Origin of the sequence: Mucilaginibacter gynuensis, assembly GCF_039541195.1 — a bacterium.
GTDB lineage: Bacteria > Bacteroidota > Bacteroidia > Sphingobacteriales > Sphingobacteriaceae > Mucilaginibacter > Mucilaginibacter gynuensis.
In genome coordinates this window covers 356258-381092 of record NZ_BAABFT010000005.1, presented here as the reverse complement: position 1 = coordinate 381092, position 24835 = coordinate 356258, and the positions used below count along the sequence as shown (strand labels likewise).

Sequence of the window (24835 nt, the reverse complement as noted above, 5' to 3'; positions counted from 1 at the left end):
ATTGGTGGTGAAAATTGGTGGGGACTCGCCGGATTGGTAAACACCGGCATTTATGAAAACTATTGATAAAGATCTATTGTAGAGGGTTTATCCAGATCTGCAAGCCATGTATCTATATAGCTCAAAAGATCATTACGTTGCGGCTCTGTTCCGAGCGCGCCTGCCGTGCCAAAAGCTATAAGCCCAAGTGTGATGCAATACGCGATATCCATATCAAACAAAAATCCGGTGCTTAAACCTGCAATATAATCCTGCCTGGCATCGGGGCCGTATTCTATTTTGGCATCTACGGTTCTTCTGGAGAGCACAAACTGTTTTTCATTGGAGAACATGCTGACATCATTGGCCGAGTAGATCATTAAACGCGCGATGTTCATGGTTCTGAAAATTGAAAAGTATTTCCGTTTCAGGTCTATAGACGATTGTTCGGGTAAGGTATCCTGGTTTTTCACACCGTTAAGCATCATCCATAATTTAACGGCTTCTTTTTGGTCGAGCGCAAAAGTTACGTTGCCGTGTCTCGAAAAATCACCTATTACATCAAGCGCTTCATCCACCTCAAAAAAGAGTTTGTTCAATGCGTCGCCCAAATAAAAGATGAATTCTATGTCTATCTTCCCGGTTGGCATAATCACATCTCTCAGCAAGCCGTACCAAAGATCAGAAGCTCCCCACATACCCGCCCAGTCGTCAAAAGCAATGGTTTTACAGTTTTGAAACAGTTCTCGCAATGCTGTAAGCACCGTTTCGTCTTTAAAATAAACCCATTGGTGCTGCTCGTTTTCGCCGGCAGGGGTGGTTACCTTTAAGTTAGAAAGCGCCTCCAGGTTAACCGAAGTATTTAAGGTCATGCTGCGGATACCAAGCATTATCAAAATTTCGGGCAGCGGAGCCTCGTTAACGCCCAACGCATTTACACCTGCAATAAAGGGAGCTTCATTTTTACGATACCTGCGTAGGTAAGTATTGCTTGTAGGGGTAGACAGCTTAATTTTTGTAGCAAGATTTTTTAAGATAGGGGTAACATTGCTGATATCCATATTTAGTGTTTCCATGTTGTGTAGTTTTATTGGTTTAATGAATGTGTATGGTAGGGGAGTGTTATTATAAGATAATATCGTTTTTGGGCTCAAGAGCCGGCGGCAGTTCGGTTTCGCCAAGCAGCTCCCGCAATTCAATTTCAATGGCGCGGCTCATTTGAGAGATAGGCACATCGTTGGCACTGCCTTCAAATGGGTTCTCTGTACTTTCACCAACTTGTTCCAGCGAGGTAAACATCCACGATATGAGTGTGCTGAACGGCACCAGTAGCCAAACCATATGTCCTTTAATAGCACCCTCAACCACTTCATTGAGCTTGTCAAAGTCCTTGATCATGCCAAAAGGGAGCAGCGTGCAAAACAGCCAAACAAAAAATGTATTGATAATAGCATATTGCCTGGGGTAAGGCGCATCTTTCATTTGTTCGCTTTTGGCCTGTTGTAAAAACAGATCGCGTATAGCGCGTTCTATCTCTATAAACTGAATAAGCACGAGTTTCTCTTTGTTATATAATGATTTAACAGTTTTACTTTGCAACCCCAATATTTGTGTTGCTTTGTTATCCGTAGTTAAAATATACTTCAGCTCTTTGGCGGATAAATACTTCGCGAGTTCTATATCCAGAGGGGTTTCCCATTCGGGGATAGAATAATATTGTTGATATTCGGCATTGTGCTTTTTGTTGGCGCTTTCCCATACACGGTGCTCCCTTAAATGATACCGGAGTGCGGTGAGCCATGCAAAATGGCGGTAGATCAATGTTTTTGTATGGTTGGCATCATCTACAAGATCACGGCATATTAAGCCCCATGATCTGCTTAAACTCAATATATTAGTCCATATCTGCTGTGCCTCTTCGGTTCGCCTGTAGGTTTGAGTGTTAGTAAAACCCACAATAAAAGCGGTTGAAGTTCCGAGCAAGGCAATAACCGGCCAGGGGATATCCAGCCATTTTATGCCAAATACCTCGTAAAGTATCACCGGGAAAAATCCCAGCGCAACCAGTAAATAAACTTTTCTTCTGGTCCATACCAAAAACTCTGATAGTTTATATGATTTACCTGTGTGCATAGTTCAATTTATTTTTCAAATACAACGGCGTCGGTACTTGCTCCCAGTTTGGTAAGTATTTCAGTAATGCCCAAAACCATAGGATCCGGGCCACATACATAGAAATGCTTACTAAAATCATTTACTTCTGCCTTTAAAAAATCTTCATCAATTCTTCGTTTATCATAAACACTATCTGTTTGCCTGCTCACACAGAAGTGCGCGTTATCGCCCAATAGCTCGGTTAGCTCTTCGGCAAGTATGATGTCATCGTCTGTACGGTTAGTATAAAATAGTTTGTTTTCAGCGGCTTTACCCTCGTGTTTCAGCATCCGCAGAATTGCCAGAAAGGGTGTTATCCCGGCTCCTCCTGCTATAAAATAGCCGGGGCCTTTGTATTCAATTACGCCCCATGGCTCACGCAGAATAACATCGTCTCCGGCATTGAGCATGCTTAGCTGGTTGGTTACGCCATCGCGTTCGGGGTATATCTTAATGGTAAATTCGAGGTATGGGGCATCGGTAAGGCAGGTAAATGTAAACGGGTTGCGCTTATCTCTCCAGCCATCTTTATTAACCGATAGTTCGGTTGCCTGGCCCGGGCGGTATATGAAACCTTCAGGTTTTTCGAGCCTGAAACGCCTCACGTTATGTGTTACATATTGGGCAGATAGTATTTTAACGATAGTTTCCATACGGTGTATTTGGATTATAAGGGCTTCGATTGTATGTGGTTAACAGGTGTTGGAGCTATGTTATTTATAGGTTTGTTTTAAAATGCCTTTGCTAATTGCAAAGGCATTTTAATTACCAGTCTTTAAGAAAATTAAAGAGCCTGACGAACTTCAACGTTTCCGCCTAATTCAAGTACCGGGCAGCCTTCGGCTATTTTAATGGCTTCTTCGTAAGAACCGGCTTTAACAATGATAAGACCACCGATAGATTCTTTTGGCTCAAGGTATGGGCCGTCTACTACAGATTTGTCATTTTTCAGGATCTTGCCTGCACCATCAAAACGATGTGGCGGCGCTACTAACTTGTCTTCGGCTTTTAATTTGCCAAACCATTCACCCCAGTGTTTTAAGCTTTCCTGCAATTGTTCTGCGGTTGGTTGTGCTTCCGGTGTTTTGTAATCTCTGCGGAATACTAATAAGAACTCGTTCATGTTGTTGATTTTTAAATTGTTATTTGATTGTTTGTTGTTTTTAATTTTTGTGGTTATTGTAAAACCAGGCGTATTTCAATGCTTCCGCCATATTCCAAAATGGGGCTGCCCCCGGCAATAACAATAGCTTCTTCATAATTTGCAGCGTTAAGTAACAGCACACCACCAATTGAGCCACCAACGCCCCTATACGGGCCCGGATTTATTTTTTTGCCGGTTATAACTTTTCCTTCTCCATCAAAATGTATTACCGGGTGAGCAATTTTATCCTGTGCTGCAAGACTGCGAAACCAGTTAGCCCAATGTTGCAGATGATTTTGCAATGCATGAGGGCTTGGTTGTAATTCGGGAGTTTGATAGTCTCTCCTGAACACTAATAAAAATTCGCTCATTTATTATTGGTTATTAGCGGCTTTAACAGCCTGTTAATTATCACCTAACGGCTGATCTATCATCCTTAAAGAATCATCCATATATTCTGCACCCTGGTCAAGGCTTTCATCAAAATTAGGATCGCCAATATTTTCGTATTTATCGCCTTCCTGATTGTCTTTGTGCGTAGGGGCATGGCCGCCAAAAAAGAATAAGTTCATGTCGTTTAATTTTTATGATTCAACATTGTTGTTAATTATCTGTCAACCTGTTTGTACAGTTGTGCTATGGGGTTTGCAAGCGTTGTGCCAACTGGTTATTTATTTGATTTACAGTTGTTTGATGAATTATGCGCGCTGTTTTTTACACCTAATAAAGTGGGAATGCGATTACCGCCACTAAATACAGTGCATTTATAATAAAAGCATATCATTCAATTACCTGCCGGCTAACCTTTTGCGCGGAGTGTTTAATTATATACACCGCAGAAAACCCCATAATGAATTGGTGGAAATGCAAAAAGCCCCGGAAAATATCCGGGGCTTAGCCTAAAAAAAGAATGAAAACATACCACTGTTTCATGGCCGTCTATCGGCCTTTGTTACGTTTCATCATCGCCAAAATAATCGCCCCTGGTAATATTTAATTTTTTCATTTTTGAGTGAAGCGTAGTGGAGGGAATATTCAGCAATTGAGCTGCACCGCCGGTACCCGCAATTTTACCGCTGCACCGCTTAAGCACTTCAACAATGTAATCCCGCTCCAGATCGTCCAGAGTTCTGTTCATCACTATTTCTTCGTCGGCTTTGGTTGTAGGCGGTTTGGGCAAGTCAATTTCACGTATAACGCTGTCGCTGCTTAACAATACGCTTCTTTCAACGAGGTGTTCCAATTCCCTTACGTTTCCGGGCCACTGGTAGGTTTGTAATTCTGTTATTATTTTGGAGGCAAATGAGTTTACTCTTATGCCGGTAAGCTTGCCGTAGCGCGATAAAAAATAATTTGCCAGCGGAATAATATCCTCCTGCCGCTCCCGGAGCGAGGGTAAATGTATCGGGAATACATTTAAGCGGTAAAACAGATCTGACCTGAATTTTCCTTCATCTACCTCGTTTTCTAAATTACGGTTAGTTGCCGCTACTATCCTTACATCTACTTTAATAGTGGTAGTGCCGCCCACGCGCTCAAACTCGCGTTCCTGAATAACCCGTAATAATTTTACCTGTAATTCAAGTGGCAGTTCGCCAATTTCATCCAAAAAAATGGTGCTGTTATTGGCGAGTTCAAACTTACCTATCCTGCGGTCGGTAGCGCCGGTAAAGGCACCTTTTTCATGGCCGAACAACTCACTTTCAATAAGGTTGGCCGGCAATGCCGCGCAATTCACCTTAATCATTATTTTACTTTTTCGGGGCGATGAATGATGTATTGCGCGGGCTATTAGTTCTTTCCCGGTTCCGGTTTCACCTAATATCAGTACGGTTGAGTTTGATTCGGCAACTCTTTTCATTAAACCGTAAACCTTCTGCATTTCCGGGCCCTGACCAACAATATCTGAAAAATTATAGATCGTATTTATTTGCTCATTCAAATGGCTGTTTTCAATTTCCAGTTGTTTTCTTAAAGCCAAAATCTTTTCATTTGCAATAATGTTAGACATCGCAGTTGATACCTGTGCACCGATGCTCTTTACCAGGACTATATTAATTTCATCAGTTACTATCCATAAAAGGCCCAGCGCTTTATTACCTACTTTAAGCGGTACGCCGTAAGCTTTTTTAATTCCGTTATTGCGCCACAACTGAATATAAATATCCCGGTTACCATTTGCGTACTCTTTTTCTACATCAATTATCACCGGTTGGTTACCGGCCATTACCCTGCCTGTTAAACCCTTTTTCGGGTCGGTATTATTGTGCAGCAATTCCTGGTAAATAGGGTCATCAACTAATACCATGTCCTGATCGAACATATATGCGCTAAGACCCAGCCCGTCATCAGTCATTTTTCTGATAACGTATACCTGAATGTTACTTAACTTTTTTAGAGCGTGATAGATCACCAATTCCAGATCGGTCTTTGTACGCACTGCCGCAATGCTGCTGCTAAGCTCTAAAAGGAAAGATGTATCCTTCTCTTTATTTAATATTTCTTCATTAGCTGCAATATTATTTACAGCGGTGCCTAACTGGCTGGCAATACTGTTTATGATGCCTAAAGCTCTGTCATTAAATACATTTTGTTTTTCGGCGAATAAAATGAGCTTATGCTTTGGTACATCGTTATATGGTAAAACCTTTATAAGCATTTCCCTAGCACCGGCAGCGTAATTAAGCTTTAGCCAAAGTGGCGCATCAGCAAGATCTAACGAACGGAGGTCGAATAAATAAGTATCATCGGTATTGGTTACGCTGCTATAAATACCGTCATTGGCAGAATACGGTATTGAAATGGCTTCTGAATAGTCGGATGTTTCATTTATTTCGGGGGATGCCAAAAGAACGTGGTAGGTATCACCTCCTTCATCTAATACTGTCATTTCATTATGGGTGAAATCGATCAGCTTCTTTAAACCGGTATTAATGGTATTTAAAAGATCGCTTCTGTTTTTAACGGAAACCATTTCATTACTTACAGAAAGCAGCACCTCACTGGTCAACTCGTTTTTATTGATCTCATCATTAGTAATAATATTAGAAACCGCGCTGGATAGCTGCGGCGCTATCCCCTTCAAAATAGCCTTAAATTCATTAGTGAAGCTGTCCGTTCTGTCTGAATATACCAGTATAAACCCAATGGTTTCCATTTTGCTTTTCAACGGGGTGATCATCATTTCCCTTATACCGCATTCATAATTAATATTAATGAAAGAGGGGAGGCCCGGAATATGCAATATTTCTTTCAGCAGGAAGGTAATGGGGCTATCAGCTGCTATAACTTCATTAATAACCGGCGCGTTAATTGAAAAAGTAGTTTTAACCAGGTCCGGGTAGCCCGGGTGGTTGATTATAGGCGAATTAACAGGATCAAGCAAAAATGGGGCGTAGGTGCCTTTTGCCTGATCGATCAGCATAACTATGGTATGTTTAAAATAAAAGAAACCTTTCATCCGCGACGCGAAAAGCGTAATCAGATCTGATTTTTCTCTAACGCGTGTAATATCATCGCTTAAAGTGAGCAGTATAGATTTCTCCTGCTCGTATGATAGTATCTGTTTTTCTATCGCCTCAAACGGCATTTCATCAGCCGTAATTGTTTGTGTATATGTTTTAGCGTTGCTATCCAATTTTGCCATAATAATTTAGTTTAGAAATGTTCGTTTGCTGATTGCTTACTAAAAGAAATTAGGAGCGGGGATAATAATCGCCTTTTGAAATATTCAGTTTCTTCATTTTGGAATGCAAAGTAGTGGAAGGGATATTCAGCAGTGTTGCCGCTCCGCCTTCACCGGCTATTTTGCCGCTGCAGCGTTTAAGCACGCCAATAATGTAACTGCGTTCCAGATCTTCTAAGGTGCGGTTGGCAATTTTCTCCATTGGGGAGGCATTGTCGGTTTTGCTTTTTGGCAAGTGAACCTCGCGTAAAATAGTATCACCGGCAAGTAGTATACTCCGTTCAATAAGGTGTTCCAGTTCGCGTACATTGCCGGGCCACAGGTATGCCCGTAATTGCTGAATTATTTTGGGTGCAATACCTGTAACCTTTATCCCGGTTTGTTTACTATACCTTGCCAAAAAGAAATCTGCCAGTGGCGCTATATCCTGTACCCTGTCCCGGAGCGGCGGTAAGGTGATGGGAAAAACATTGAGCCTGTAAAATAAGTCGGACCTGAACCGGCCGGCATTTACCTCTGCTTCCAGATTGCGGTTGGTTGCCGCGATAATGCGCACATTCACTTTTATAGTTGTTTTTCCGCCTATACGCTCCAGTTCACGTTCCTGAATTACCCTAAGTAACTTTACCTGCGATTCCAGCGGCATTTCACCAATTTCATCTAAAAACAAAGTACTGTTATCGGCTAATTCAAATTTACCTACGCGCCGGTCAAATGCGCCTGTAAAAGCACCCTTTTCGTGCCCGAATAGTTCACTTTCAATCAGGTTTGCGGGCATGGCTGCGCAGTTTACCTTGATCATCGCCTTGTTTTTACGAGGCGATGCATTATGAACGCCACGGGCAATCAATTCTTTTCCGGTACCTGTTTCACCCAAAATAAGTACCGTAGCGTTTGACTGCGAAACACGCGACATTAAACGATAAACTTTTTGCATTTCAGGGCCGCTTCCAATAATTTCCGAGAAATTGTAAACAGTGGTTATCTGTTCCTTTAAATGATCGTTCTCTATCTCAAGCTTCTGTTTGTAGGCTATAACCTGTTCATTATTAATAATATTAGCTATGGCAATTGATAATTGCTCGCATATACCCTGCAGCAGCTGAATATTGATATCCTCTATGCCTAACCATAACAAACCGAGTGTGGTATTGCCTGTACGCAAGGGTGTGCCAACCATGTTTTGAAAGTTCATGTTTTTCCAAAACCGCAGGTATACCATTTGCCGGCCGCGTTTAATCTCGTCGTCAACATTAATCATCACAGGGTGATTACTTTGCAGCACCCTGTCCTGTATCCCGTCTTTAATAGGATGCTTAGTATGGGTGACCACTTTGAGCAAGGGATCATTTTCTGCGGCAATACTGCCATCATGAATATAGGTGCTCAATGTGGTTTGATCTTCATTAACCAGGCGCACAACAAACCCTTTCAGGCTGTTAATTTTGCTTAATGAATCGCGCATTGCAATGGTAAGGTCTTCTTTACTTCTTACGGCTGCAATATCATTACTAAAATTAAGCAGAAAGGCTTTATCCTTCTCCTTTCTAATTATCTCTTCGTTTACAAATATGTTGGTTGCAGCTGTAGATAATTCGCTCGAAATTCTTTCGATAATATTGATGCAGGCTTCGCTGAATGCGTTGTTATGGTTAGCAAGTAAAATCAGACAGTGTTTGCATTGCCCGTTACTCGGAAGAACTTTTACCAGCATTTCGCGCGCGCCCGCCGCGTAGTTTAACTTTAACCATAAGGGGGCTGCGGCTAAATCAATGGCTTTCAGGTTAAATACCACCGGTCTATCTGATAGCGCTGCAACATTGTATATGCCATCATTAACCGGATAGGGGATGGTTGTAGCTTCTGTATATTTGGAAAATTCCTGCGCGGGTGAATCAGGGTTTATCAAAAATGTATGGTATGTTTCTGCCGAATCATCTAACACTGTGATTATACTATGCGTAAAATTGATCAGCTTTTTAAGTTCAGTATTAATAGCTTCTAACAGTTGGGTATGGTTCCGTACGGTTACTATCTCGTTACTTAGGGCAAGCAATACGCCATTTACCCATTGCTTGTACCGTATCTTTTCGTTGATAATAATGTTTGTTACCGCATTGGATAACTGCGGGGCAATGCCGTTCATAACCTGCTTAAACTCGTTAGTAAAACTGCCGGAACGGTCTGAATAAATCAGCACGAAACCAATAGTTTCCATTTTATTTTTCAATGGGGTGATGAGCATTTCACGTACACCGCATTCATAATTCACCCTGATAAATGAAGGGAGTTTGGGCGTAGTAATAATTTTTTCTAATTCGAAGTAAATAGGTTCTTTCGCTTCTTTTACCTGTTGTATTATGGGGGCATTAAGGTCAAATACGGTTTCAATTATAACAGGATACTCCGGATGATCCTTGATTTTTGAAGCCGCATGATCAAGCAAAAAGGGGGTATAAGTTTGCTTATTTTTATCGATAAGCATAACAATGGTATGCGTAAAATAAAAGAGCCCCTTTAAACGAGACGAGAATAAACTGATCAAATCGTTCTTTTTGCGAACCTTAGTAATATCGTTACCTAAGGCGAGCAGTATGTTTTTTTCTCTTTCGTAAACAGTAGCTTTCTTTAACAATGTTGCCAACTGATCATTTTCGGTACTATCTGACGATCGGAAATCATTTAACAGCGCTAAAAAATCGGGTTTCTTATCCATAAATATTAATAGTAGCGTAATAAAACTTGAGCATTCTACAACCGGCAGCACTTAGGTTAATTTGCTAATGGCCTTAAGCAAATACTAAGCATTGGCACATTTATCCATCTCGCATTATTTGTTGTTTTCTTAATTAAGTAAACCGGCATTTATTCGAAAACACAATGACAATCGTACTGGCAGAATTGGACAGTACTTCATTAAATTTTTTAGCCTCGTTTAAAATGAGAACCGGGCATGGCTGTTATTTTTCATCGATGGTTTTTTACCGATGGGGTTTACCACAATATTTCTAAAAGAATACCGCCAGAATAGTAGGATTGCCACGGAAATTTCTGGCACAATCTGCTTTTGTGTATTCGTAAATTCATAAGGTGTTTTTCACGATATGTTGCAAGATCTATACCGTTTGATAAGTATTTAACAGCCAGTAATATATGTGTATGCTGGAGTAGCTTGATGCGCTAAATGCAGTTAAAGCGAGCATGTTACCCGAAATATCGAGTCTGTTTCACTATATTATTTCAGCAAGAAAGCAATGCGAAACGTAGGTTTGGTATCTACGCCGGGGAGGGCATAGTGCTAAAAAGCGAAGAGGGCATTATGAAAACTCCTCTTCGCTTTTATTATCAATTATAACCGGTTCACCGGAGATTTTCGGTGGACTGCTTAGAGCAGATTACACCGGTTAACACCGAGCTTTTATTCTTCCTGTTTCCAAAGACCATTGTCCCATTTGGCAAGCCCCGAACCTATTGCATAGGTGCTTTTTAGAAAATCGAGCAACTTGGCTTTAGGGTTTTCTGCGCGCTGAACTGCTGCATAAGGTAATATAAACTCTCCCATTGGTAGGCTGTAGAAAGCCTCTGCCGGAGATACTTTAGCTGTTTGATAGCCTGCCGGTTCCGGGTACAAATAACAATAAAAGGCAGCTTCAGGGAATGCTTCGCTACCGGTCCAAAAGCCACAATCGTTAACCTCGTGGCTAAAGGCATCTTGTAAAACCTTATCGGGCAGGTGGGGTAGTTTACCGGGATGCCTTGGCGCTTTGCGGCCCGAGAAAAAGGCAAGGGCCAAATCAAACGTTCCCCAAAAGAAATGGACAGGACTGCTTTTGCCGGTAAAGCCGCTGCGGTAAATCATAAATACCTGCTGTATGTTTAGCAAGGCTTTATGGAACGCCGCCGCCTGGTTCTCATCATACGTAACGTGCTTATGGTCGCTATCAAGCGGAATAACATCGCCAAATACTTCCGAGGGCATGGTTTTAATAACGATATGGATGCCCATTTCACCTAATATAGCAAATATCTTATCATAAAAATCAGCAACTGAAATATGTTTAAGACTAAATTGCCGTACGCTGCCATCGCTTTTAGAAACCCTTAATTCATGATTAACAAAATCGAAATCTATTTGAAAGTAAGTGTTTTGGTAAGGTATGGTTTGGGTTGTTAAACCGGTGGGGGTAATGTGCAGCGTTATGTGCCACGAGTGGTTCACCCATGGCAAAGCTTCCAATTTTATCTTTCCAACTATTTGGGTCCATAACTGGAGTGTTTCATAAGTTTCCTTGCCGTTTTTGTAAGATAGCACCGGCCATTCATTGTTGTTATTATTGGTCATGATGGTTAAATGTTTGTTTAGGCGTTGATGAATGATAGTATAGCCCGGGTGAGCAATCCGTTCGCCGTTTCAAATTCGTTTAATATGCTGAAGTGATTTTTTCCGGGAGCGATAAGCTCGCTGCATGGGTTGCCCGCGCTTTTAAGCGCCTGCGAATAATTTGCCGATTGCTCTTTAAACGCAGCCGTTTCCTGATCTCCCCAGGCTACAATTACAGGGATACTTCCCGGCTTAAGCAGTCGTATAGGGCTGTACCATAAAATATGTTCGGCAGTAATGCGTACCGCAGGCTGTACAAAGGTTTGTGCCACCGATTCAAGGTCATAAAGACCACTGATTAGTAACATGCCTTTAATAATATCCATAGGTAAACCATAATCGGCCCAGCGGGTAGATAATGCCATTGCAGCAAGGTGTGCACCGGCAGAATGGCCTGCAACATATAGCTGGTCGGCATTGCCGTTATAGGCTGCTATGTTCTTTACCGTCCATGCGATGGAAGATCGTATCTGCCTGGTCATTTCAGGAATGTTGACGGCCGGCGCCAATGCATAAGTAATTATAACAACCGTAAAACCTGCTTTTGTCGGTCCTGCTGCTACAAAATCATAATCGTCTCCTATGCCTAATCTCCAGTATCCGCCATGTATAAATAGCAATACAGGAGCGTTAGGCGTATCTGCTGGATAGATAGTTAACGTCTCCATTTTTGTTGCGCCGTATGGCAACGAAATTCTTTTATTGAGCAGAGCCCTTACCTGGTCGCTGTTTTTTTGATAGCTACTGATATACTCTTCAAAGTTAGGTACGGCTTTTTCCACGTCGTACTCTGCGTCAAGTTCGTTTTGTGTTTCAAACTTTCCGTAAAGTCTGTTTTCTTTCATAATTCTGCATTTTTAATTAATGATCTATTGGTATGCTGTTCAGTCAAGTTCAATAGGTATGCCATTGCTTAAAGTGCTGTTATGTAGTTTGTTGTGTGGTTTTCTGTTTGGGTTTTACACGGTATTAAGAGTATGCGCTTTAAAGAGGCGAAATAACGTGTGACCTATCCTGTAAAATATTGGCCTGAAGAATTTGATGTAATCCGCAGCAGGCTGTTTTGGGATCTACACGCTGGTTACCGATAGATTTTATTGCTTTTAATGGGGAAGTGCCGCGCTGATAATTTGCTAATAATCCGGCTTCGGATGCGGGGTTGTTTTAGTAAGAAGATTTATACAAAAAGGGGATACATCAATGTCCCCCTTTTTGTATAAATCTTAATTTAATTGGAAATATTAATCCAGGTTATGACCGGCACCTAAACCGCCATCCACATTAATAATAGCCCCTGTAATGAAGGTGCTTTTAGCTACAGCATAAACCATATCCACAATATCTTTTACTTCGCCCACACGACGCCGTAAAAGTAAACCCGCATTGTTATCTTCCTGCCCGCCATGCATCGGCGTGCGAATGATACCCGGGGATATTGTATTTACCCTGATGTTATTTTTGCCAAATTCGGCAGCCAGGTGCACCGTTAGGCTATCTATAGCCGCTTTGCTGGCCACTTGTGCGGTATGCGGCATGCCGCTTATGCCATGATTTGTTAAAGGAGAGCCAATATTAATAATTACACCGTTATTTTGCTTAAGCATTTGTGCTATTGCAGCCTGGCTGGTGTAGTAGGTGCCTTTAAAATTGGTATCCATAAAACGATCGAGATACGTTTCATCAACTTCAAGAAAAGGGCGGGTTTCAAATATCCCGGCATTGTTAACCAATACATCTACAGAACCGAACTTTTCCATGGCAATGTTTACCATTTGTTCGCCCGTGCGCTTTAGGCTGATATCGCCTGCAAACATCGCTAAGCTTTCGCCTGCACCTAATTCATTGTAAACTTGTTCAAGTTTTTCTTTGGTGGCAGAATTGATCACCACATTATAGCCATTATTTAAAAAATAGGTAGCTATGCCTTTACCTATGCCCGATGAGGCACCTGTTACTAATATTGTTTGCTTTTTCAATGCTTTTCCTTTTAATTATTAAAATAATATTCAGAAACGGAATGCCGTTTTCGGGCAAAATTAGCATGAAAGAAAGGTCGGTAAATGGTCCAGTGCTTATGTTATGCAGGGTCCAAGGAGTTTTTCCGGTTCAAACTACATAATGAAATAGGTGGCTTTAAACCGGTAAATAGATTCATCTGTCACCCCTTACGCTTAATATCGTATCTGTCACCGTGCTTCCACTATATTAAGCATCATTAAAATATTCGAACGTTTATTAATTTATTGATAGTCATTTGTTTAAATGACGGCATGCCAATTGGAATGGGTTTAGTAATTAATTGATAGGGTGAAACAGTAATTGCTGGTAATGTATCCTTGTCGCCATTTCTGCAACAATAAACTATATATGAAAATTGAAATCTGGTCTGATATTGCTTGCCCGTATTGCTTTATCGGCTTTAAACACCTTGAATATGCACTTAAACAATTTAAGGGTGATCGGCCTGATCTTATCCTTCGCAGTTTTGAGCTTGAGCCCGATATTGCTATTAACAGTGGCGAAACGCAGCACGCGGCTGTTATGCGTAAATATCACCAATCATCTGTACGGGCGCAACAAACACTTGATGGTGCTATGAATGCGGGTAAATTAGCAGGGCTGAGTATTGATTTTGATAAGGTTATCACTACCAATACTTTTCATGCCCACAGATTAATCCATTTTGCCTCAACCTTGGGTAAGGAACTGGAGATGAAGGAGCGCCTTTTTACAGCCTATTTTATCGAGGGAAAGCATATTGGAGATAAGTACGTATTAGCACAAATAGCCACAGATATGGGGATTCATGCCGGTGCAATTTTAAATAGCGAACTGTTTTCGGCAGAAGTGAGAAGCGATGAGCATCAGTCTCATCAACTGGGTATCCGCAGTGTACCGTTCTTTCTTTTTGATGGTAAGTTCGCGGTTTCAGGCGCACAGCCGGTTGAAACATTTCTTGAAGTGTTGAACCGCTTGCAGGCAGTGAAAGAGTTAAAGCTTCATGAGCCGGGTAATAATGAAGCAGGCTGTGAAGGTGGCAGTTGCACTGTTTAAGTTATAAGGTAATGTTACTGAAGGATGAAGAGCCGTCTGAAATTATCAGGAAAACCGGTGCGGTTCTTCATCCGGAAGTGCTTTAACACTCTTATCAATTGTAAATTGAATAGTGATTTTCACACCTGCATTAGTTGATACATCAAAGGTACCACCAAGTTGCTTACTCAATGCTTTCATCATTTCCATCCCTAATGATGTGGTTTTATTAATATCAAAATCAGGAGGGAGGCCAACGCCGTTATCTGCAACAGTTAGCGAAACTATATCATGTGCTATTAAACGGCCTTCAATACGGATATCTCCGCCGGTTTTTAAAAAGGCATATTTTATACTATTGGTAACCGCTTCATTCACAATAAGCCCTAAAGGCACCGCTTGTGCTATATTGAGATTGATAAGATCCATTTCCTCAATAAATTTGATTTTCATTCTGCCGGTATCATAGCCATCCCGTAGGTAATGTACCAGTTCTTTAATGTACTCGGCCATTACCAAAGTAGCAACGTTAGTTTTACTGTATAACTTTTGATGGATGATAGAAATGGCATGCACCCGGTTTTGACTATCCTTTAATGCTTCAATCGCGGCCGGATTTTTTAAATAGGCCGATTGATTATACAACAGGCTCATCACAATTTGCAGGTTATTCTTAACCCGGTGATGCACCTCTTTAAGCAGCCATTCTTTATCGGTAATTAAACTTCGCTGCTGGTTCAATAAATTGTCCAGATCGCCTATTAACTTTTCTTTATCAGTAAGTAATGCAGATAGTGAGTTGTTTTGATCATTAATGGCTATTTGCTGTTGTTGTAATTGATTATTAACCCGTTGTTTACTCTTGTATCCTACATACAATAAGGAAGCTATCACAATAGCAACCAAAATGCCGACTAAGGTAATATTGCGCTGCTTATTTATTTTCACCATATCAATATTTTGCAGTGTTGCACGGCTATTGAGCTCTTTTATGGCTTGCTCTTTTTTTATGGATAATAATTGGGCGTCGAACTCATTTGGTTTTGCTTTTAAATCTGCTGCATTAAGCGAGTCGTTAAAATTTCTTATTTGTTGTATACTCTTAAATGCCGAGAGGAAATTGCCATGCAGGGAATCAAGCCGGAATTTAAATCGAAGAATGGATATTTGAGATGATCTTGTGAGCTTACGGCTCTTTAATTTATCATACAAATTAAGCTCTAAAGCTAATTTATCCCATTGTTTATTTTGGAGGTAGTAATCTAAAAGAGGATTGTATAAGTAAACAAACGTGTTTACTTCCGAATCGTCCGGGGTCTTTTTTAGTGAAGTATGCCACTTCATAAATATTTGTTTAAACTCCGGGATTATCTTTTCCGTCGCTTTGCTGTCTTTTAAATAATTGTGTAAAACAAGTTGTGATGATAACATAAATTGTTTTTCGGAATCAGTTGAGGGAGGGAATTTTTTAGATACCTTTTCGAGCAGTAACAAACCGGCGCTGTGGTTTTTTTGTTTTTCATACAATTTTATAAAGTTTCTAAGGCACCTGTAGTAATATAAACGATCCTTGAATTTTTCAGCCAAATCAAGTGTTTTCTGATAGTAAAAGGCGCTTTGAGCATATTTTTCATATCGCATATAATGTTCTGCTAACCCTTGATAATATATGTACCCTTCCACCTCCACACGATTTTTATCGGCATCAAAAGCTTTTACGCATTCTATTCTGCTAAATAAGGAGCTCAAATTGTCGCGTTTTCGGTCATAAACCTCTGCTAAGAGGTAATGTGCCTGGTAAATTTTGGGATACTTTAATTCTTTAAATTTTTCTATAACTGCGCCAAGCTCAATTTCGGCCTGGTATTGATTGCCAAGACTTAAATGTGTATTAGCTACCTTATTTAATTCCTGTGCTGCCAAAAGCTCATAATTGCCAGCCAAATATATTTTACGCGATTTTTGAAAAGACCTGAGCCGTTGTTCATAATTAGATAGATCTCCGTAAAAACCGATGCTTTCACCCATTATATCCCAAACCAAAGCTTCGTTCGCTTTGTCGCCTACACTATGGTAATAATCAGCAACTTTTGAAAAAATAATCTCGGCTCCTTTAAAATCTTTTTGCTCAAGAATAAGCTGACCATCTATCAATAAAGCCAAAAAAATATGCTCCTTTGAATCAAGGGACCTGGCCAGCTCCCTGGCCTGGTGAACGTAATAAAGGCAGCTATCAACATCCGTTTTGTTTAAACCATCTTTAAAAAGATAGTAGTAAGCTAAATCTAACTGAACATTTACCCGGTTGGTATCTAATGCTGTTTTTTTAAGCTTTACAAGTAAAGTATCAGCTTCCTGGGCAAAAGCGCCTAAGCCGGTAAAAAGCAACATACAGCAGATGATAAATTTCCTAATCATTTATTTAATTGAATTACACGCGCCATTTTTAATCCATTTAATTTTCAGATCAAGCTGTGATATAGCTCATAATGCATTTATTTCAGCCATGTTTAATAAGTACCGGCTTGCAGCTGTGAGATCTGAAAATTAACGGATAATATTCTTATACGAACTGTATGCCACTATTTATGTTATTGAATTATAGGTTATTGTGTGTGATGGAAAGCGCAAAGCAGATGATATATCGGCTATACTGATCGCAGCGGGCGATATATCGTCTGTTTTGAAAAAACAGGCCTGTAAGTATTTTTAAACAGTGCCTTATAAATGTAACTTATTACTTAATACCTAACCGCTTCATTTTTGAATGGAGCGTTGTTGGAGGCAGCCCCATTACTTCGGCGGCGCCATTGGCACCCCTAATGCGTCCATTGCATTTTTTTAAAACATCCAGTATATAATCCCGTTCGTTCTCCTCAATTGTTTTTAGCCTTCCAACAGGTTCCGGAACTGTACTTTGATGTATGTATTTCGGGAGGTACATCTCGGTTATCAGTTTGTCGCGGCTAAGCAGTACCGAACGGTCAATGTAATTTTCAAGCTCCCTAACATTGCCCGGCCATGGGTAGTCAATTAATTTATCTAACACGGCAGGTGTTACCCCGGTAACTGCTTTGTTATATTTTTTAGCGTAATGGCCGATAAAGCTTTCTATTAAAGCCACTATGTCTTCCGGTCTTTCTTTTAAAGGAGGCACCACTATCGGGAATACAAAAAGACGGTAATAAAGGTCGAGTCGGAAACGGCCTTCTTCCATTTCAACTTCCAGGTTGCGGTTGGTTGCGGCTATAATACGTACATCAATTTTGATAGGGCTATTGCCTCCTATACGTTCTATTTCATGTTCCTGTAAAGCACGAAGTAGCTTTACTTGCAGGTCAAGCGGCATTTCGCCAATTTCATCCAAAAATATAGTACCCTTATGGGCTAATTCAAACTTACCTGTACGCCGTTCTGCAGCACCGGTGAAAGCGCCTTTTTCATGGCCGAATAATTCACTTTCAATCAAATTGGCAGGTAGCGCCGCACAGTTTACAATTACAAGCGGTTTAAGTTTACGGGCCGAAAGCGCATGCACACTTTTTGCAATTTTTTCTTTACCGGTACCACTTTCGCCTAATATAAGCACAGAGGTATCTACTGGTGCAACTATAGCAATGTGATCTAATACCGATAGCATAGACGGACTGCGTGCTATAATTCCGTCGAAACGCAGGGCATGATCTTGGGTGCCCACATGTGAAATTTGTTTTTCCGCCGGAACTACAATTTGAGGCGTTGTTTTACCCGGGCTATGATGGCAATCTTCAAAAATATTGCTGATAGCGTATTGTAAACGGCTTAACAATGTAATGTGTTGCCGGGTGTAACTATCATCTTTCCTGTTATAAAACTCATACCTTATAGTAGTCGACTCATTTTGCAATACCGGGAAAAACAATGCAGAGGTTGTTTCATAGGTATTGGCGATGATATTGGTTAAAGGATTATCCTGATATAAACCCGAAAAGCCTCTGGCGTTAAATAGCCCGGACCTTGCTATTTGAGGCATGGAAGCGTAAATATCCAATAACTTCTGATGGTTTAGCCCATTGATATTAATAAACTCATCGTCGCCGATAAGTTGGTACTCATCAAATCCTATCCTGTAAAATCCTAAACTGGTGATGATGCCTTCGCCGGCTTTTCTGATGAAAATGTTTAAATAATCGAAAGGGACATGCGGCTGCAGGGTTCGCGCTACAGCCATAAGCTTCTGCTTAATATCAATATTAAGCGCCCTTATTTCTTTAACCTTGGTATCCAGTTCCATTTCCTGTAGCTGTCGTGATGCCTGGCTGTTCCGGTAACGGTAGAAGGCAACGTCCAGTGTAGTTAGCAAGTCGTGTTCTCTGAAGGGTTTCACCAAAAAGCCATAGGGCAGTGTTGATTTTGCTTCTTCGAGCAAAGTACCCTGAAAATTGGCGGAAAGGTATACAAATGGGATGTTGCTTTCGGTAAGTTGTTTGGCCAGGTCAATCCCGTTTAACGAACCTTTAAGATGAATATCAAGTAATACGAGGTCAGGTTTCTGATCTTCAATTGCTGAAAGCGCTTCAGGTACCGAATCTGCAATGCCAGATACCTTGTAACCTGCACCATTTAAAATTAATTTTAAATGGTGAGCCACCAGCGATTCGTCTTCAACAATCAGAATTTTTTTCATTAGCTAAATAAAATGCTGAAGGTAAGATTATTAACCACAATAACACGCTCATATATTGTCGCCTCCACAAAATGAGATACTTAATTTAGTTTGCGTTTAGCTATGATGTGCGAATTTTTCAACCGAGGTACCTTTATCAGCCTCCTGATCATTTTCTGCTGATGAATAATTATATCAAACTTTTTAAGATTGCCGACTATATATCATTCATCAAATCTGCGAAAAGCCGAAATGCAGTCGCTTTACATTTAAATATAACTGGTTTTGGTGTGCAATCCGGTTGGCACATATTTAGCACATGGTAACCGGCTACAATAAAAAAACAGGATAATGGTAACAGACAGATCAATATTAAAACCGAAAATTGAAGGATATCCGATGCATTCTCTCGTATCTAATCAGTCGGATAACATCACCGTTATTGAGATTGAAAACGAATTATTAAAAAAGGATATTGAACCAAGCTATCACTTTCCGGGCATTATAGGTGAAGGTGTTGAAATGCAAAAGGTTTACAGGTTGATGTATAAAGTAGCCGAATCAAACTCAACTGTTCTGCTGCTGGGCGAAACAGGTACAGGCAAAGAAGTGGTTGCACGTGGCATACACCAGGCATCGAACAGGAAAAACAAACCTATGATAAAGGTAAACTGCGCCGCGCTACCTGCCAATTTAATTGAAAGTGAGCTTTTCGGGCATGAAAGAGGGGCATTTACAGGGGCTACAGACCGCAGGATTGGTAAATTTGAACTGGCACATGGCGGTACTTTGTTTTTAGACGAAGTTGGTGAACTGCCTCTCGATCTTCAGGTGAAATTATTGCGGGTGATTCAGGAACGCGAATTGGAAAGGGTTGGCGGCAGTGTAACTATCAAGGTAGATGTGCGTATCATCGCGGCTACTAATCGTGATCTGGAAACCGAAGTGGAGGCTTGTCGTTTTCGTTCTGATCTTTATTACCGGTTAAATGTTTTTCCGATCTGCCTGCCTCCATTAAGAAACCGGATAGAAGATATCCCGCAATTGGCGAGTTTTTTTCTTTCGGTGTACAGTAAATCATCAGGTATTAAAGTTAGTTCCATTTCAAATAAGGTGCTTCAACAACTCAAAAGTTATTTGTGGCCGGGCAATATAAGGCAGTTGGAGCATTTGATAGAACGAAGCATCCTTTTATCTAATGATGTTGTATTAAAGGAAGTTATACTGCCTGCAAACTCCGATGCAGGTAAAAGAGATAACGAATGTTTTAAAAATAAAACACTTGATGACGTTGAAAGAAATCACATAATTGATGTGTTAAGAAGATGCAGTGGAAAAATTGCAGGTAATGGAGGTGCTGCGGATTGGTTAGAGATACCGGCCACAACACTTCATTCTAAAATGAAAAAATTGAAAATTATCAGAGAAGATTATTACGAGAATAGGGTTTAAAGTAAGCATGCGGTAATGAAGGGCAAGTCAGGGCTACATTAATTAGGATTCGTTGATCCTGCAATGTTGATCATCCGGCTAATGCTTCAGCGGCTTCGATAATCAGCGCGCTGATCTCTTCGCTATGGGATGCCATGGAAGCGTGACCTGCATCCAAAGTAATGGTTTTGCGGGCTTTAATGCGTTCAGCGAACCAGGTTTCGGTTTTCGGTTGAATCATTTTATCATTGTTAGATATCTGGTACCAGCTGGGTTTAGTTTTCCATGAGGCTACGCCTGATGTTGTGCCGAAAGCTGCACCTGAGATCGGTTTTTGCGAAACGGCCATCACCAAAGCATCTTCGTCAGCTACGCCCTTTGAAAAAACTTCGTTGTATTTATTATAATCGAGATAAAGAAGGCCGGATGCGCCCGGTGCTATGTAAGCACCACCCTCAGGTGCAGGGTGCAATTGTAAAGCCCGCCTGCGGCTTCGCCGTCATCCGGCGCAAACGCGGCGATTAAACTAAGCCTTTTACGCTGGGATGGTTACCTGCACCGGTAATTACCATAACGCCATAAGAATGACCGACCAATAATACCAGACCTTCGAGTGAATCTACCATTTCGGTGGTGCGCTGCACATCTTCTTCCAGGCTGATCAGGGGCAATTGCATAGCCCTTACGTTATGACCTTTTGCTGCTAATGCAGGTATTACTTTTTTCCAATAAGAGCCATCTCCGAAGGCCCCATGTACTAATACGATGTTCATGTTTGTTTTCATGTATTTATGATTTGATGAAACAAAGATCGTCGCTGCGGTGACACGCATAAAGGTAGATTCCGTCCGGATGATGGTAAGTTTAAGCTGGGAAGAAAGCTTTGCGAAATGCTGCCGGTGTTTGGCCGGAATGTTTTTTAAAAAATTTGTTGAAATTGGTGGGCTCGATCAACCTTATCGGCCCGTGATCTTGTGCCGGTGTCCGGTTCCCCAATCAGCAAGTGCCTGGATGATCGGCTCAAGCGTGTGTCCGTAGGCCGTTAATTCATAAGTTACGGTGATAGGTTTTGTGGAATTTACTGTCCGGGTGATCAATCCGTTGATCTCCAGGTCATGCAACTCTTTCGAAAGCATCTTTGCGCCAAGACCATTGATCCGGTGCTGAAGATCTGTGAAATTCTTTTTACCATATAACAGAACGCCCACCACTTTGATCTTCCATTTTCCGCTGATCAGATCAAGCGTATCCTGTATGGCAAAAAGTATTTTGGAACAATCTGCCTCTTCTTCATATATCGTTTTGCTCTTTGCCATTTGCTGCTGTCTGTCTGTACAGGCACCCCGCTTTACTTGAGGAAACCCATAACATAAGTAAAGTTAGGGGTATCTACCTTTGAACCATCATTTATTACAGATTAAAATAAAAATGGAATTAAAACTTAAAGATAAAGTGGCACTGGTTACAGGTGCTTCCAAAGGAATAGGTGCCGGGATAGCCAAGGCATTCGGTAAAGCAGGCGCAACAGTGATAGTAAATTACGCCTCCGGTGCAAAAAATGCTGATCAGGTGGTCAGTGAAATAGTATCAGCTGGTGGAAAGGCATTCGCTATTCAGGCAGACCTGAGCAGTTCAGGCGATATTACACGCATGTTCGATGAGGTTAAAGAAAGATTCGGTCCTGTAGGTATCCTGGTCAATAATGCAGGTGTCGCAGTTTTCGAAATGCTTGATGACTTGACAGAATACGCTTTTCACAAACAGTTTAACCTGAATGTATTGGGCTATTTACTGGCTGCAAAAGCGGCAGTTATACAAATGGGCCATGGCGGCAGCATCATCAATATCAGTTCTATTCTCAGTACCGACCCTTACCTGGCATCAAGTGTTTACTCGGCAACAAAAGGCGCAGTAGATACCTTGACGGTGGCCTTGGCCAGAGAACTGGGCCCCCGTAAGATCAGAGTAAATTCTATACTCCCGGGCCACACCAATACACCAGCCACGGCCGGAAATTTTGATGGTGAGTTTGGTGAAAAACTTATTGCTGGAACACCCCTTGGCAGATTTGGCGAGCCGGAAGATATCGCCCCGCTGGCTGTATTCCTTGCCTCCGACGATGCACATTGGATAACAGGCGAATCTATCAGGGCATCGGGCGGTGTCAGAGGCGTTGGCTATTAACTTCTTAAAAAATCAGATCTTAAATTTAATAAAATGGAAAATCAAATAATAAATTTTCAAGAAACCGCAGACAAGTTCGCGGTAGTTGAAACCCTTCATCGTTTCGCAGCAGGTATCGACCTGCGTGACAGCGAACTCCTTGCGTCCGCTTTCGCGGAAGATGCGGTATCCGATTTCAGACCTGCCGGTAAAAAAGCTGGCTTTGAATACCCGGTACTGGAAGGTCGCGAAACCATTGTAGCAGCACTTGCAAGCTCATTGGCAAAAATTGATACCACCCATTCGGTGAGTAATCAAAGGGTAGTAATAAGCGGGGATAAAGCGGTGATGGATGCGCTTGTCGAAGCGCAACATTTGCCCTCTAATGACCACTCTCGCCATTATCTCATGAAAAACAGATACGATGTTGAGCTTATCAGGCAGGATAATGTCTGGGTTATTCAGCGGGTAACGATAGATAATGTTTGGCGTTCTGGAGATTCCTCGGTGCTGACGGATATCTAAACACAATATCAACAGGTCATAAAGTATCGAGCCACTTTTATATATTCTTTGAAAGTTAGAGTATTGTCCGATGCTTTTGTCGAACTGTTTTTCAAAACACCATTCTGTGCAAAATCTTCAGGGAAAAATTTAAGAGAATTATCTGGCGTGGAGCTGCCATTCCTATTTAGCGGGAGCGGCAAAAGTTTTAACTTCATGCCGACTCGGAGGTTGTTAGGGGTGAGTTTATTATGTAAATAATATAATAAACTGGTGAAATTGATGAAGTAAATATGAAATTATAAGCACATAAAAACCGCTGTATTATTTTCCTGTAAAAGCAAAACGGGACTGCCCATTCAGGCAGCCCCGTTGCTAATTAACTAATAAGGATATTTTTAGTTTAATGTTCCTGAAAATGTAAATTCAGGATGTTCAACACTTTTAAACTGGCCCAATACCTGGCCGCTTGCCGAATCAAAGAAATAATCTAACGTAAACGTATCTACACTCAGGCGTTGCGTGGTAAGCGGTGCCATATTATCACGTATCAATGAGGCATTGCCCGATAAATTACCTGCTGTGAATTTGTATATGCCATCGGCTGTTTTGCTGTAGGTGTATGGGAAATCGGCAAGGAATTTATTTCCGCCTTGGTAAATATCGGCGGTGATGGTAAGCCTGCTGCTTAATACATCAAACTGGAACTGCATTCTATCCAAACGTAAACCGTAAGGACCTGCCAGCATGGTGGCCGCGGCTGCCGCACGCCTGCTCACAAAATCTGCCGACCAACCCGGGTAGCTGCTTGCGTAAGGTACAATTATGTTTGAGTAGCTAACACCTATGAGTAAATGCAATGGCAATATTGGGGTAGGCGATACCTGCACAATTACCTTTTCGCCGCCTACCGTGGTGTATAACTGCTTATTGGCAGCATCCCAGGTAAGTTCGGTGATCTGCTTGCCTTCGTACTCAACAGGTTCTTTCAACACAATCCCCGTTAACGTAAACGCGAATGCCGATGAACTGGTTGATATCACATTATCTTTTAACCAGTTAAGGGTGAAAATTTTGTTTGAAGCGTTAATGGTAGCCTGTACCTGCGTGGCATCGCCTAAGTTTACAAACAGGTACTGGTTTTCGGCAGTATAGCCTAATATATCGTTTACAAGCGTGTTTAGGCCTTTATTGTTATACGATTCTGCTTGCGCGGCGGTGGCTTTTATCAGTATCAGCTTACTATCAAGCAAATTGCCGCGCAGGGTAATGGTATCGCCGGATACCTTATCAAATGAAAACTCAAAATCAGAGTACAATCCCCAACCGGCCACGCCTCCGTTTACTTCGGGGGCAGGGTCGGCGAGTATGTGCATATAGTTGTAGGTATCAAACAAAAGTGAAGGTGCCAGTACCGATTTTAGGCGGTAGCTGCTCTCGTGCACGTCCTGGGTTGATTGCTCGCTGATATCGGCCAGCATGGTCACCCTGTTATTGGTAGAAAATTTCATGTAGAACGAAAACCCGCTGCCGCCATCAGGGTACAGGTAAGCTACCCAGCCATTGGTACTGCCGGTAAGCGCGTCGTTGTATTCTTTTAGTTTTGCTTCCGTGCGCTCCTCGGGCCTTTCGCCCGGTGCCGGGTCAACGCCTTTTTTACAGCTGGCTAACAAGCCTACCGAAAGCAGGGTATATATGATATATTTTTTCATGTTT

Annotated in this window: 21 protein-coding genes; 4 read left to right on the top strand and 17 right to left on the bottom strand. The window is 41.5% G+C overall.

Annotated elements, in window-relative coordinates; all coding sequences use genetic code 11:
• Positions 1–59: 59 nt before the first annotated feature.
• The 11 genes from ABD894_RS12475 to ABD894_RS12425 all read right to left on the bottom strand — a co-directional run bounded on the left by ABD894_RS12475 (position 60) and on the right by ABD894_RS12425 (position 13319).
• Positions 60–1055 (bottom strand): hypothetical protein, encoded by a 996-nt coding sequence (locus tag ABD894_RS12475; protein ID WP_345211371.1) that lies wholly within the window; start codon positions 1053–1055, stop codon positions 60–62.
• Between the two features lie 49 nt (positions 1056–1104).
• The gene (locus ABD894_RS12470) at positions 1105–2112 is read right to left on the bottom strand and encodes a bestrophin family protein (protein WP_345211370.1); all 1008 of its coding nucleotides are present in this window, start codon (positions 2110–2112) and stop codon (positions 1105–1107) included.
• 8 nt (positions 2113–2120) lie between these two features.
• Positions 2121–2786: an FAD-binding oxidoreductase gene (locus ABD894_RS12465; protein ID WP_345211369.1), complete on the bottom strand. Its 666-nt coding sequence runs from the start codon at positions 2784–2786 to the stop codon at positions 2121–2123.
• A gap of 131 nt (positions 2787–2917) precedes the next feature.
• Positions 2918–3256, bottom strand: coding sequence for a YciI family protein (locus ABD894_RS12460; protein ID WP_345211368.1), 339 nt, complete (start codon positions 3254–3256; stop codon positions 2918–2920).
• 53 nt (positions 3257–3309) lie between these two features.
• Positions 3310–3648, bottom strand: coding sequence for a YciI family protein (locus tag ABD894_RS12455; RefSeq protein WP_345211367.1), 339 nt, complete (start codon positions 3646–3648; stop codon positions 3310–3312).
• 33 nt (positions 3649–3681) lie between these two features.
• Positions 3682–3849, bottom strand: coding sequence for a hypothetical protein (locus ABD894_RS12450; protein ID WP_345211366.1), 168 nt, complete (start codon positions 3847–3849; stop codon positions 3682–3684).
• Between the two features lie 380 nt (positions 3850–4229).
• Positions 4230–6923, bottom strand: coding sequence for a sigma 54-interacting transcriptional regulator (locus ABD894_RS12445; protein WP_345211365.1), 2694 nt, complete (start codon positions 6921–6923; stop codon positions 4230–4232).
• A gap of 49 nt (positions 6924–6972) precedes the next feature.
• The gene (locus tag ABD894_RS12440; RefSeq protein ID WP_345211364.1) at positions 6973–9678 is read right to left on the bottom strand and encodes a sigma 54-interacting transcriptional regulator; all 2706 of its coding nucleotides are present in this window, start codon (positions 9676–9678) and stop codon (positions 6973–6975) included.
• Between the two features lie 702 nt (positions 9679–10380).
• Positions 10381–11304 carry a DUF5996 family protein gene (locus ABD894_RS12435; RefSeq protein WP_345211363.1) on the bottom strand — a complete coding sequence of 308 codons (924 nt, stop codon included), beginning with the start codon at positions 11302–11304 and terminating at the stop codon, positions 10381–10383.
• A gap of 17 nt (positions 11305–11321) precedes the next feature.
• On the bottom strand, positions 11322–12188 hold the full coding sequence (locus ABD894_RS12430; protein ID WP_345211362.1) for an alpha/beta hydrolase: 867 nt from the start codon (positions 12186–12188) through the stop codon (positions 11322–11324).
• A gap of 396 nt (positions 12189–12584) precedes the next feature.
• The gene (locus ABD894_RS12425) at positions 12585–13319 is read right to left on the bottom strand and encodes an SDR family NAD(P)-dependent oxidoreductase (RefSeq protein WP_345211361.1); all 735 of its coding nucleotides are present in this window, start codon (positions 13317–13319) and stop codon (positions 12585–12587) included.
• A gap of 391 nt (positions 13320–13710) precedes the next feature.
• Here ABD894_RS12425 and ABD894_RS12420 point away from each other — a divergent pair, with 391 nt between their 5' ends.
• On the top strand, positions 13711–14397 hold the full coding sequence (locus tag ABD894_RS12420; RefSeq protein WP_345211360.1) for a DsbA family oxidoreductase: 687 nt from the start codon (positions 13711–13713) through the stop codon (positions 14395–14397).
• Positions 14398–14442: 45 nt separating this feature from the next.
• Here the strand turns inward: ABD894_RS12420 and ABD894_RS12415 are convergent, their stop codons facing one another.
• Entirely contained in the window at positions 14443–16794 is a 2352-nt protein-coding gene (locus ABD894_RS12415) for a tetratricopeptide repeat-containing sensor histidine kinase (protein ID WP_345211359.1), read from the bottom strand.
• Between the two features lie 319 nt (positions 16795–17113).
• Positions 17114–19042: a sigma 54-interacting transcriptional regulator gene (locus ABD894_RS12410; protein ID WP_345211358.1), complete on the bottom strand. Its 1929-nt coding sequence runs from the start codon at positions 19040–19042 to the stop codon at positions 17114–17116.
• A 330-nt stretch (positions 19043–19372) separates the two neighbouring features.
• On the opposite strand from ABD894_RS12410, the gene ABD894_RS12405 reads away from it, so the two are divergent.
• A complete protein-coding gene (locus tag ABD894_RS12405) occupies positions 19373–20473 on the top strand; it encodes a sigma-54 interaction domain-containing protein (RefSeq protein ID WP_345211357.1) in 1101 nt (366 codons plus the stop codon).
• 70 nt (positions 20474–20543) lie between these two features.
• Here ABD894_RS12405 and ABD894_RS12400 read toward each other — a convergent pair whose 3' ends face one another.
• The 3 genes from ABD894_RS12400 to ABD894_RS12390 form a co-directional block, all read right to left on the bottom strand.
• A complete protein-coding gene (locus ABD894_RS12400) occupies positions 20544–20924 on the bottom strand; it encodes an alpha/beta fold hydrolase (RefSeq protein ID WP_345211356.1) in 381 nt (126 codons plus the stop codon).
• A gap of 49 nt (positions 20925–20973) precedes the next feature.
• Positions 20974–21237: an alpha/beta fold hydrolase gene (locus ABD894_RS12395; protein WP_345211355.1), complete on the bottom strand. Its 264-nt coding sequence runs from the start codon at positions 21235–21237 to the stop codon at positions 20974–20976.
• 171 nt (positions 21238–21408) lie between these two features.
• Positions 21409–21768 (bottom strand): winged helix-turn-helix transcriptional regulator, encoded by a 360-nt coding sequence (locus tag ABD894_RS12390; protein ID WP_345211354.1) that lies wholly within the window; start codon positions 21766–21768, stop codon positions 21409–21411.
• Positions 21769–21880: 112 nt separating this feature from the next.
• Between ABD894_RS12390 and ABD894_RS12385 the strand changes: the two genes are divergently transcribed.
• Positions 21881–22636 (top strand): SDR family NAD(P)-dependent oxidoreductase, encoded by a 756-nt coding sequence (locus ABD894_RS12385; RefSeq protein ID WP_345211353.1) that lies wholly within the window; start codon positions 21881–21883, stop codon positions 22634–22636.
• A gap of 33 nt (positions 22637–22669) precedes the next feature.
• Positions 22670–23140 (top strand): nuclear transport factor 2 family protein, encoded by a 471-nt coding sequence (locus ABD894_RS12380; protein ID WP_345211352.1) that lies wholly within the window; start codon positions 22670–22672, stop codon positions 23138–23140.
• A gap of 377 nt (positions 23141–23517) precedes the next feature.
• On the opposite strand, the gene ABD894_RS12375 is transcribed toward ABD894_RS12380, so the two are convergent.
• The gene (locus ABD894_RS12375) at positions 23518–24831 is read right to left on the bottom strand and encodes a DUF4302 domain-containing protein (protein ID WP_345211351.1); all 1314 of its coding nucleotides are present in this window, start codon (positions 24829–24831) and stop codon (positions 23518–23520) included.
• Between the last annotated feature and the right edge of the window lie 4 nt (positions 24832–24835).

Excerpts from the sequence above, each read along its gene's own strand:
- ABD894_RS12465 (WP_345211369.1), bottom strand. The coding sequence starts at position 2,786 with ATGGAAACTATCGTTAAAATACTATCTGCCCAATATGTAACACATAAC.
- ABD894_RS12420 (WP_345211360.1), top strand. The coding sequence starts at position 13,711 with ATGAAAATTGAAATCTGGTCTGATATTGCTTGCCCGTATTGCTTTATC.
- ABD894_RS12415 (WP_345211359.1), bottom strand. The coding sequence starts at position 16,794 with ATGATTAGGAAATTTATCATCTGCTGTATGTTGCTTTTTACCGGCTTA.
- ABD894_RS12460 (WP_345211368.1), bottom strand. The coding sequence starts at position 3,256 with ATGAACGAGTTCTTATTAGTATTCCGCAGAGATTACAAAACACCGGAA.
- ABD894_RS12380 (WP_345211352.1), top strand. The coding sequence starts at position 22,670 with ATGGAAAATCAAATAATAAATTTTCAAGAAACCGCAGACAAGTTCGCG.
- ABD894_RS12395 (WP_345211355.1), bottom strand. The coding sequence starts at position 21,237 with ATGAAAACAAACATGAACATCGTATTAGTACATGGGGCCTTCGGAGAT.
- ABD894_RS12410 (WP_345211358.1), bottom strand. The coding sequence starts at position 19,042 with ATGAAAAAAATTCTGATTGTTGAAGACGAATCGCTGGTGGCTCACCAT.
- ABD894_RS12385 (WP_345211353.1), top strand. The coding sequence starts at position 21,881 with ATGGAATTAAAACTTAAAGATAAAGTGGCACTGGTTACAGGTGCTTCC.
- ABD894_RS12455 (WP_345211367.1), bottom strand. The coding sequence starts at position 3,648 with ATGAGCGAATTTTTATTAGTGTTCAGGAGAGACTATCAAACTCCCGAA.
- ABD894_RS12375 (WP_345211351.1), bottom strand. The coding sequence starts at position 24,831 with ATGAAAAAATATATCATATATACCCTGCTTTCGGTAGGCTTGTTAGCC.
- ABD894_RS12390 (WP_345211354.1), bottom strand. The coding sequence starts at position 21,768 with ATGGCAAAGAGCAAAACGATATATGAAGAAGAGGCAGATTGTTCCAAA.
- ABD894_RS12450 (WP_345211366.1), bottom strand. The coding sequence starts at position 3,849 with ATGAACTTATTCTTTTTTGGCGGCCATGCCCCTACGCACAAAGACAAT.
- ABD894_RS12445 (WP_345211365.1), bottom strand. The coding sequence starts at position 6,923 with ATGGCAAAATTGGATAGCAACGCTAAAACATATACACAAACAATTACG.
- ABD894_RS12430 (WP_345211362.1), bottom strand. The coding sequence starts at position 12,188 with ATGAAAGAAAACAGACTTTACGGAAAGTTTGAAACACAAAACGAACTT.
- ABD894_RS12475 (WP_345211371.1), bottom strand. The coding sequence starts at position 1,055 with ATGGAAACACTAAATATGGATATCAGCAATGTTACCCCTATCTTAAAA.
- ABD894_RS12440 (WP_345211364.1), bottom strand. The coding sequence starts at position 9,678 with ATGGATAAGAAACCCGATTTTTTAGCGCTGTTAAATGATTTCCGATCG.
- ABD894_RS12470 (WP_345211370.1), bottom strand. The coding sequence starts at position 2,112 with ATGCACACAGGTAAATCATATAAACTATCAGAGTTTTTGGTATGGACC.
- ABD894_RS12435 (WP_345211363.1), bottom strand. The coding sequence starts at position 11,304 with ATGACCAATAATAACAACAATGAATGGCCGGTGCTATCTTACAAAAAC.
- ABD894_RS12405 (WP_345211357.1), top strand. The coding sequence starts at position 19,373 with ATGGTAACAGACAGATCAATATTAAAACCGAAAATTGAAGGATATCCG.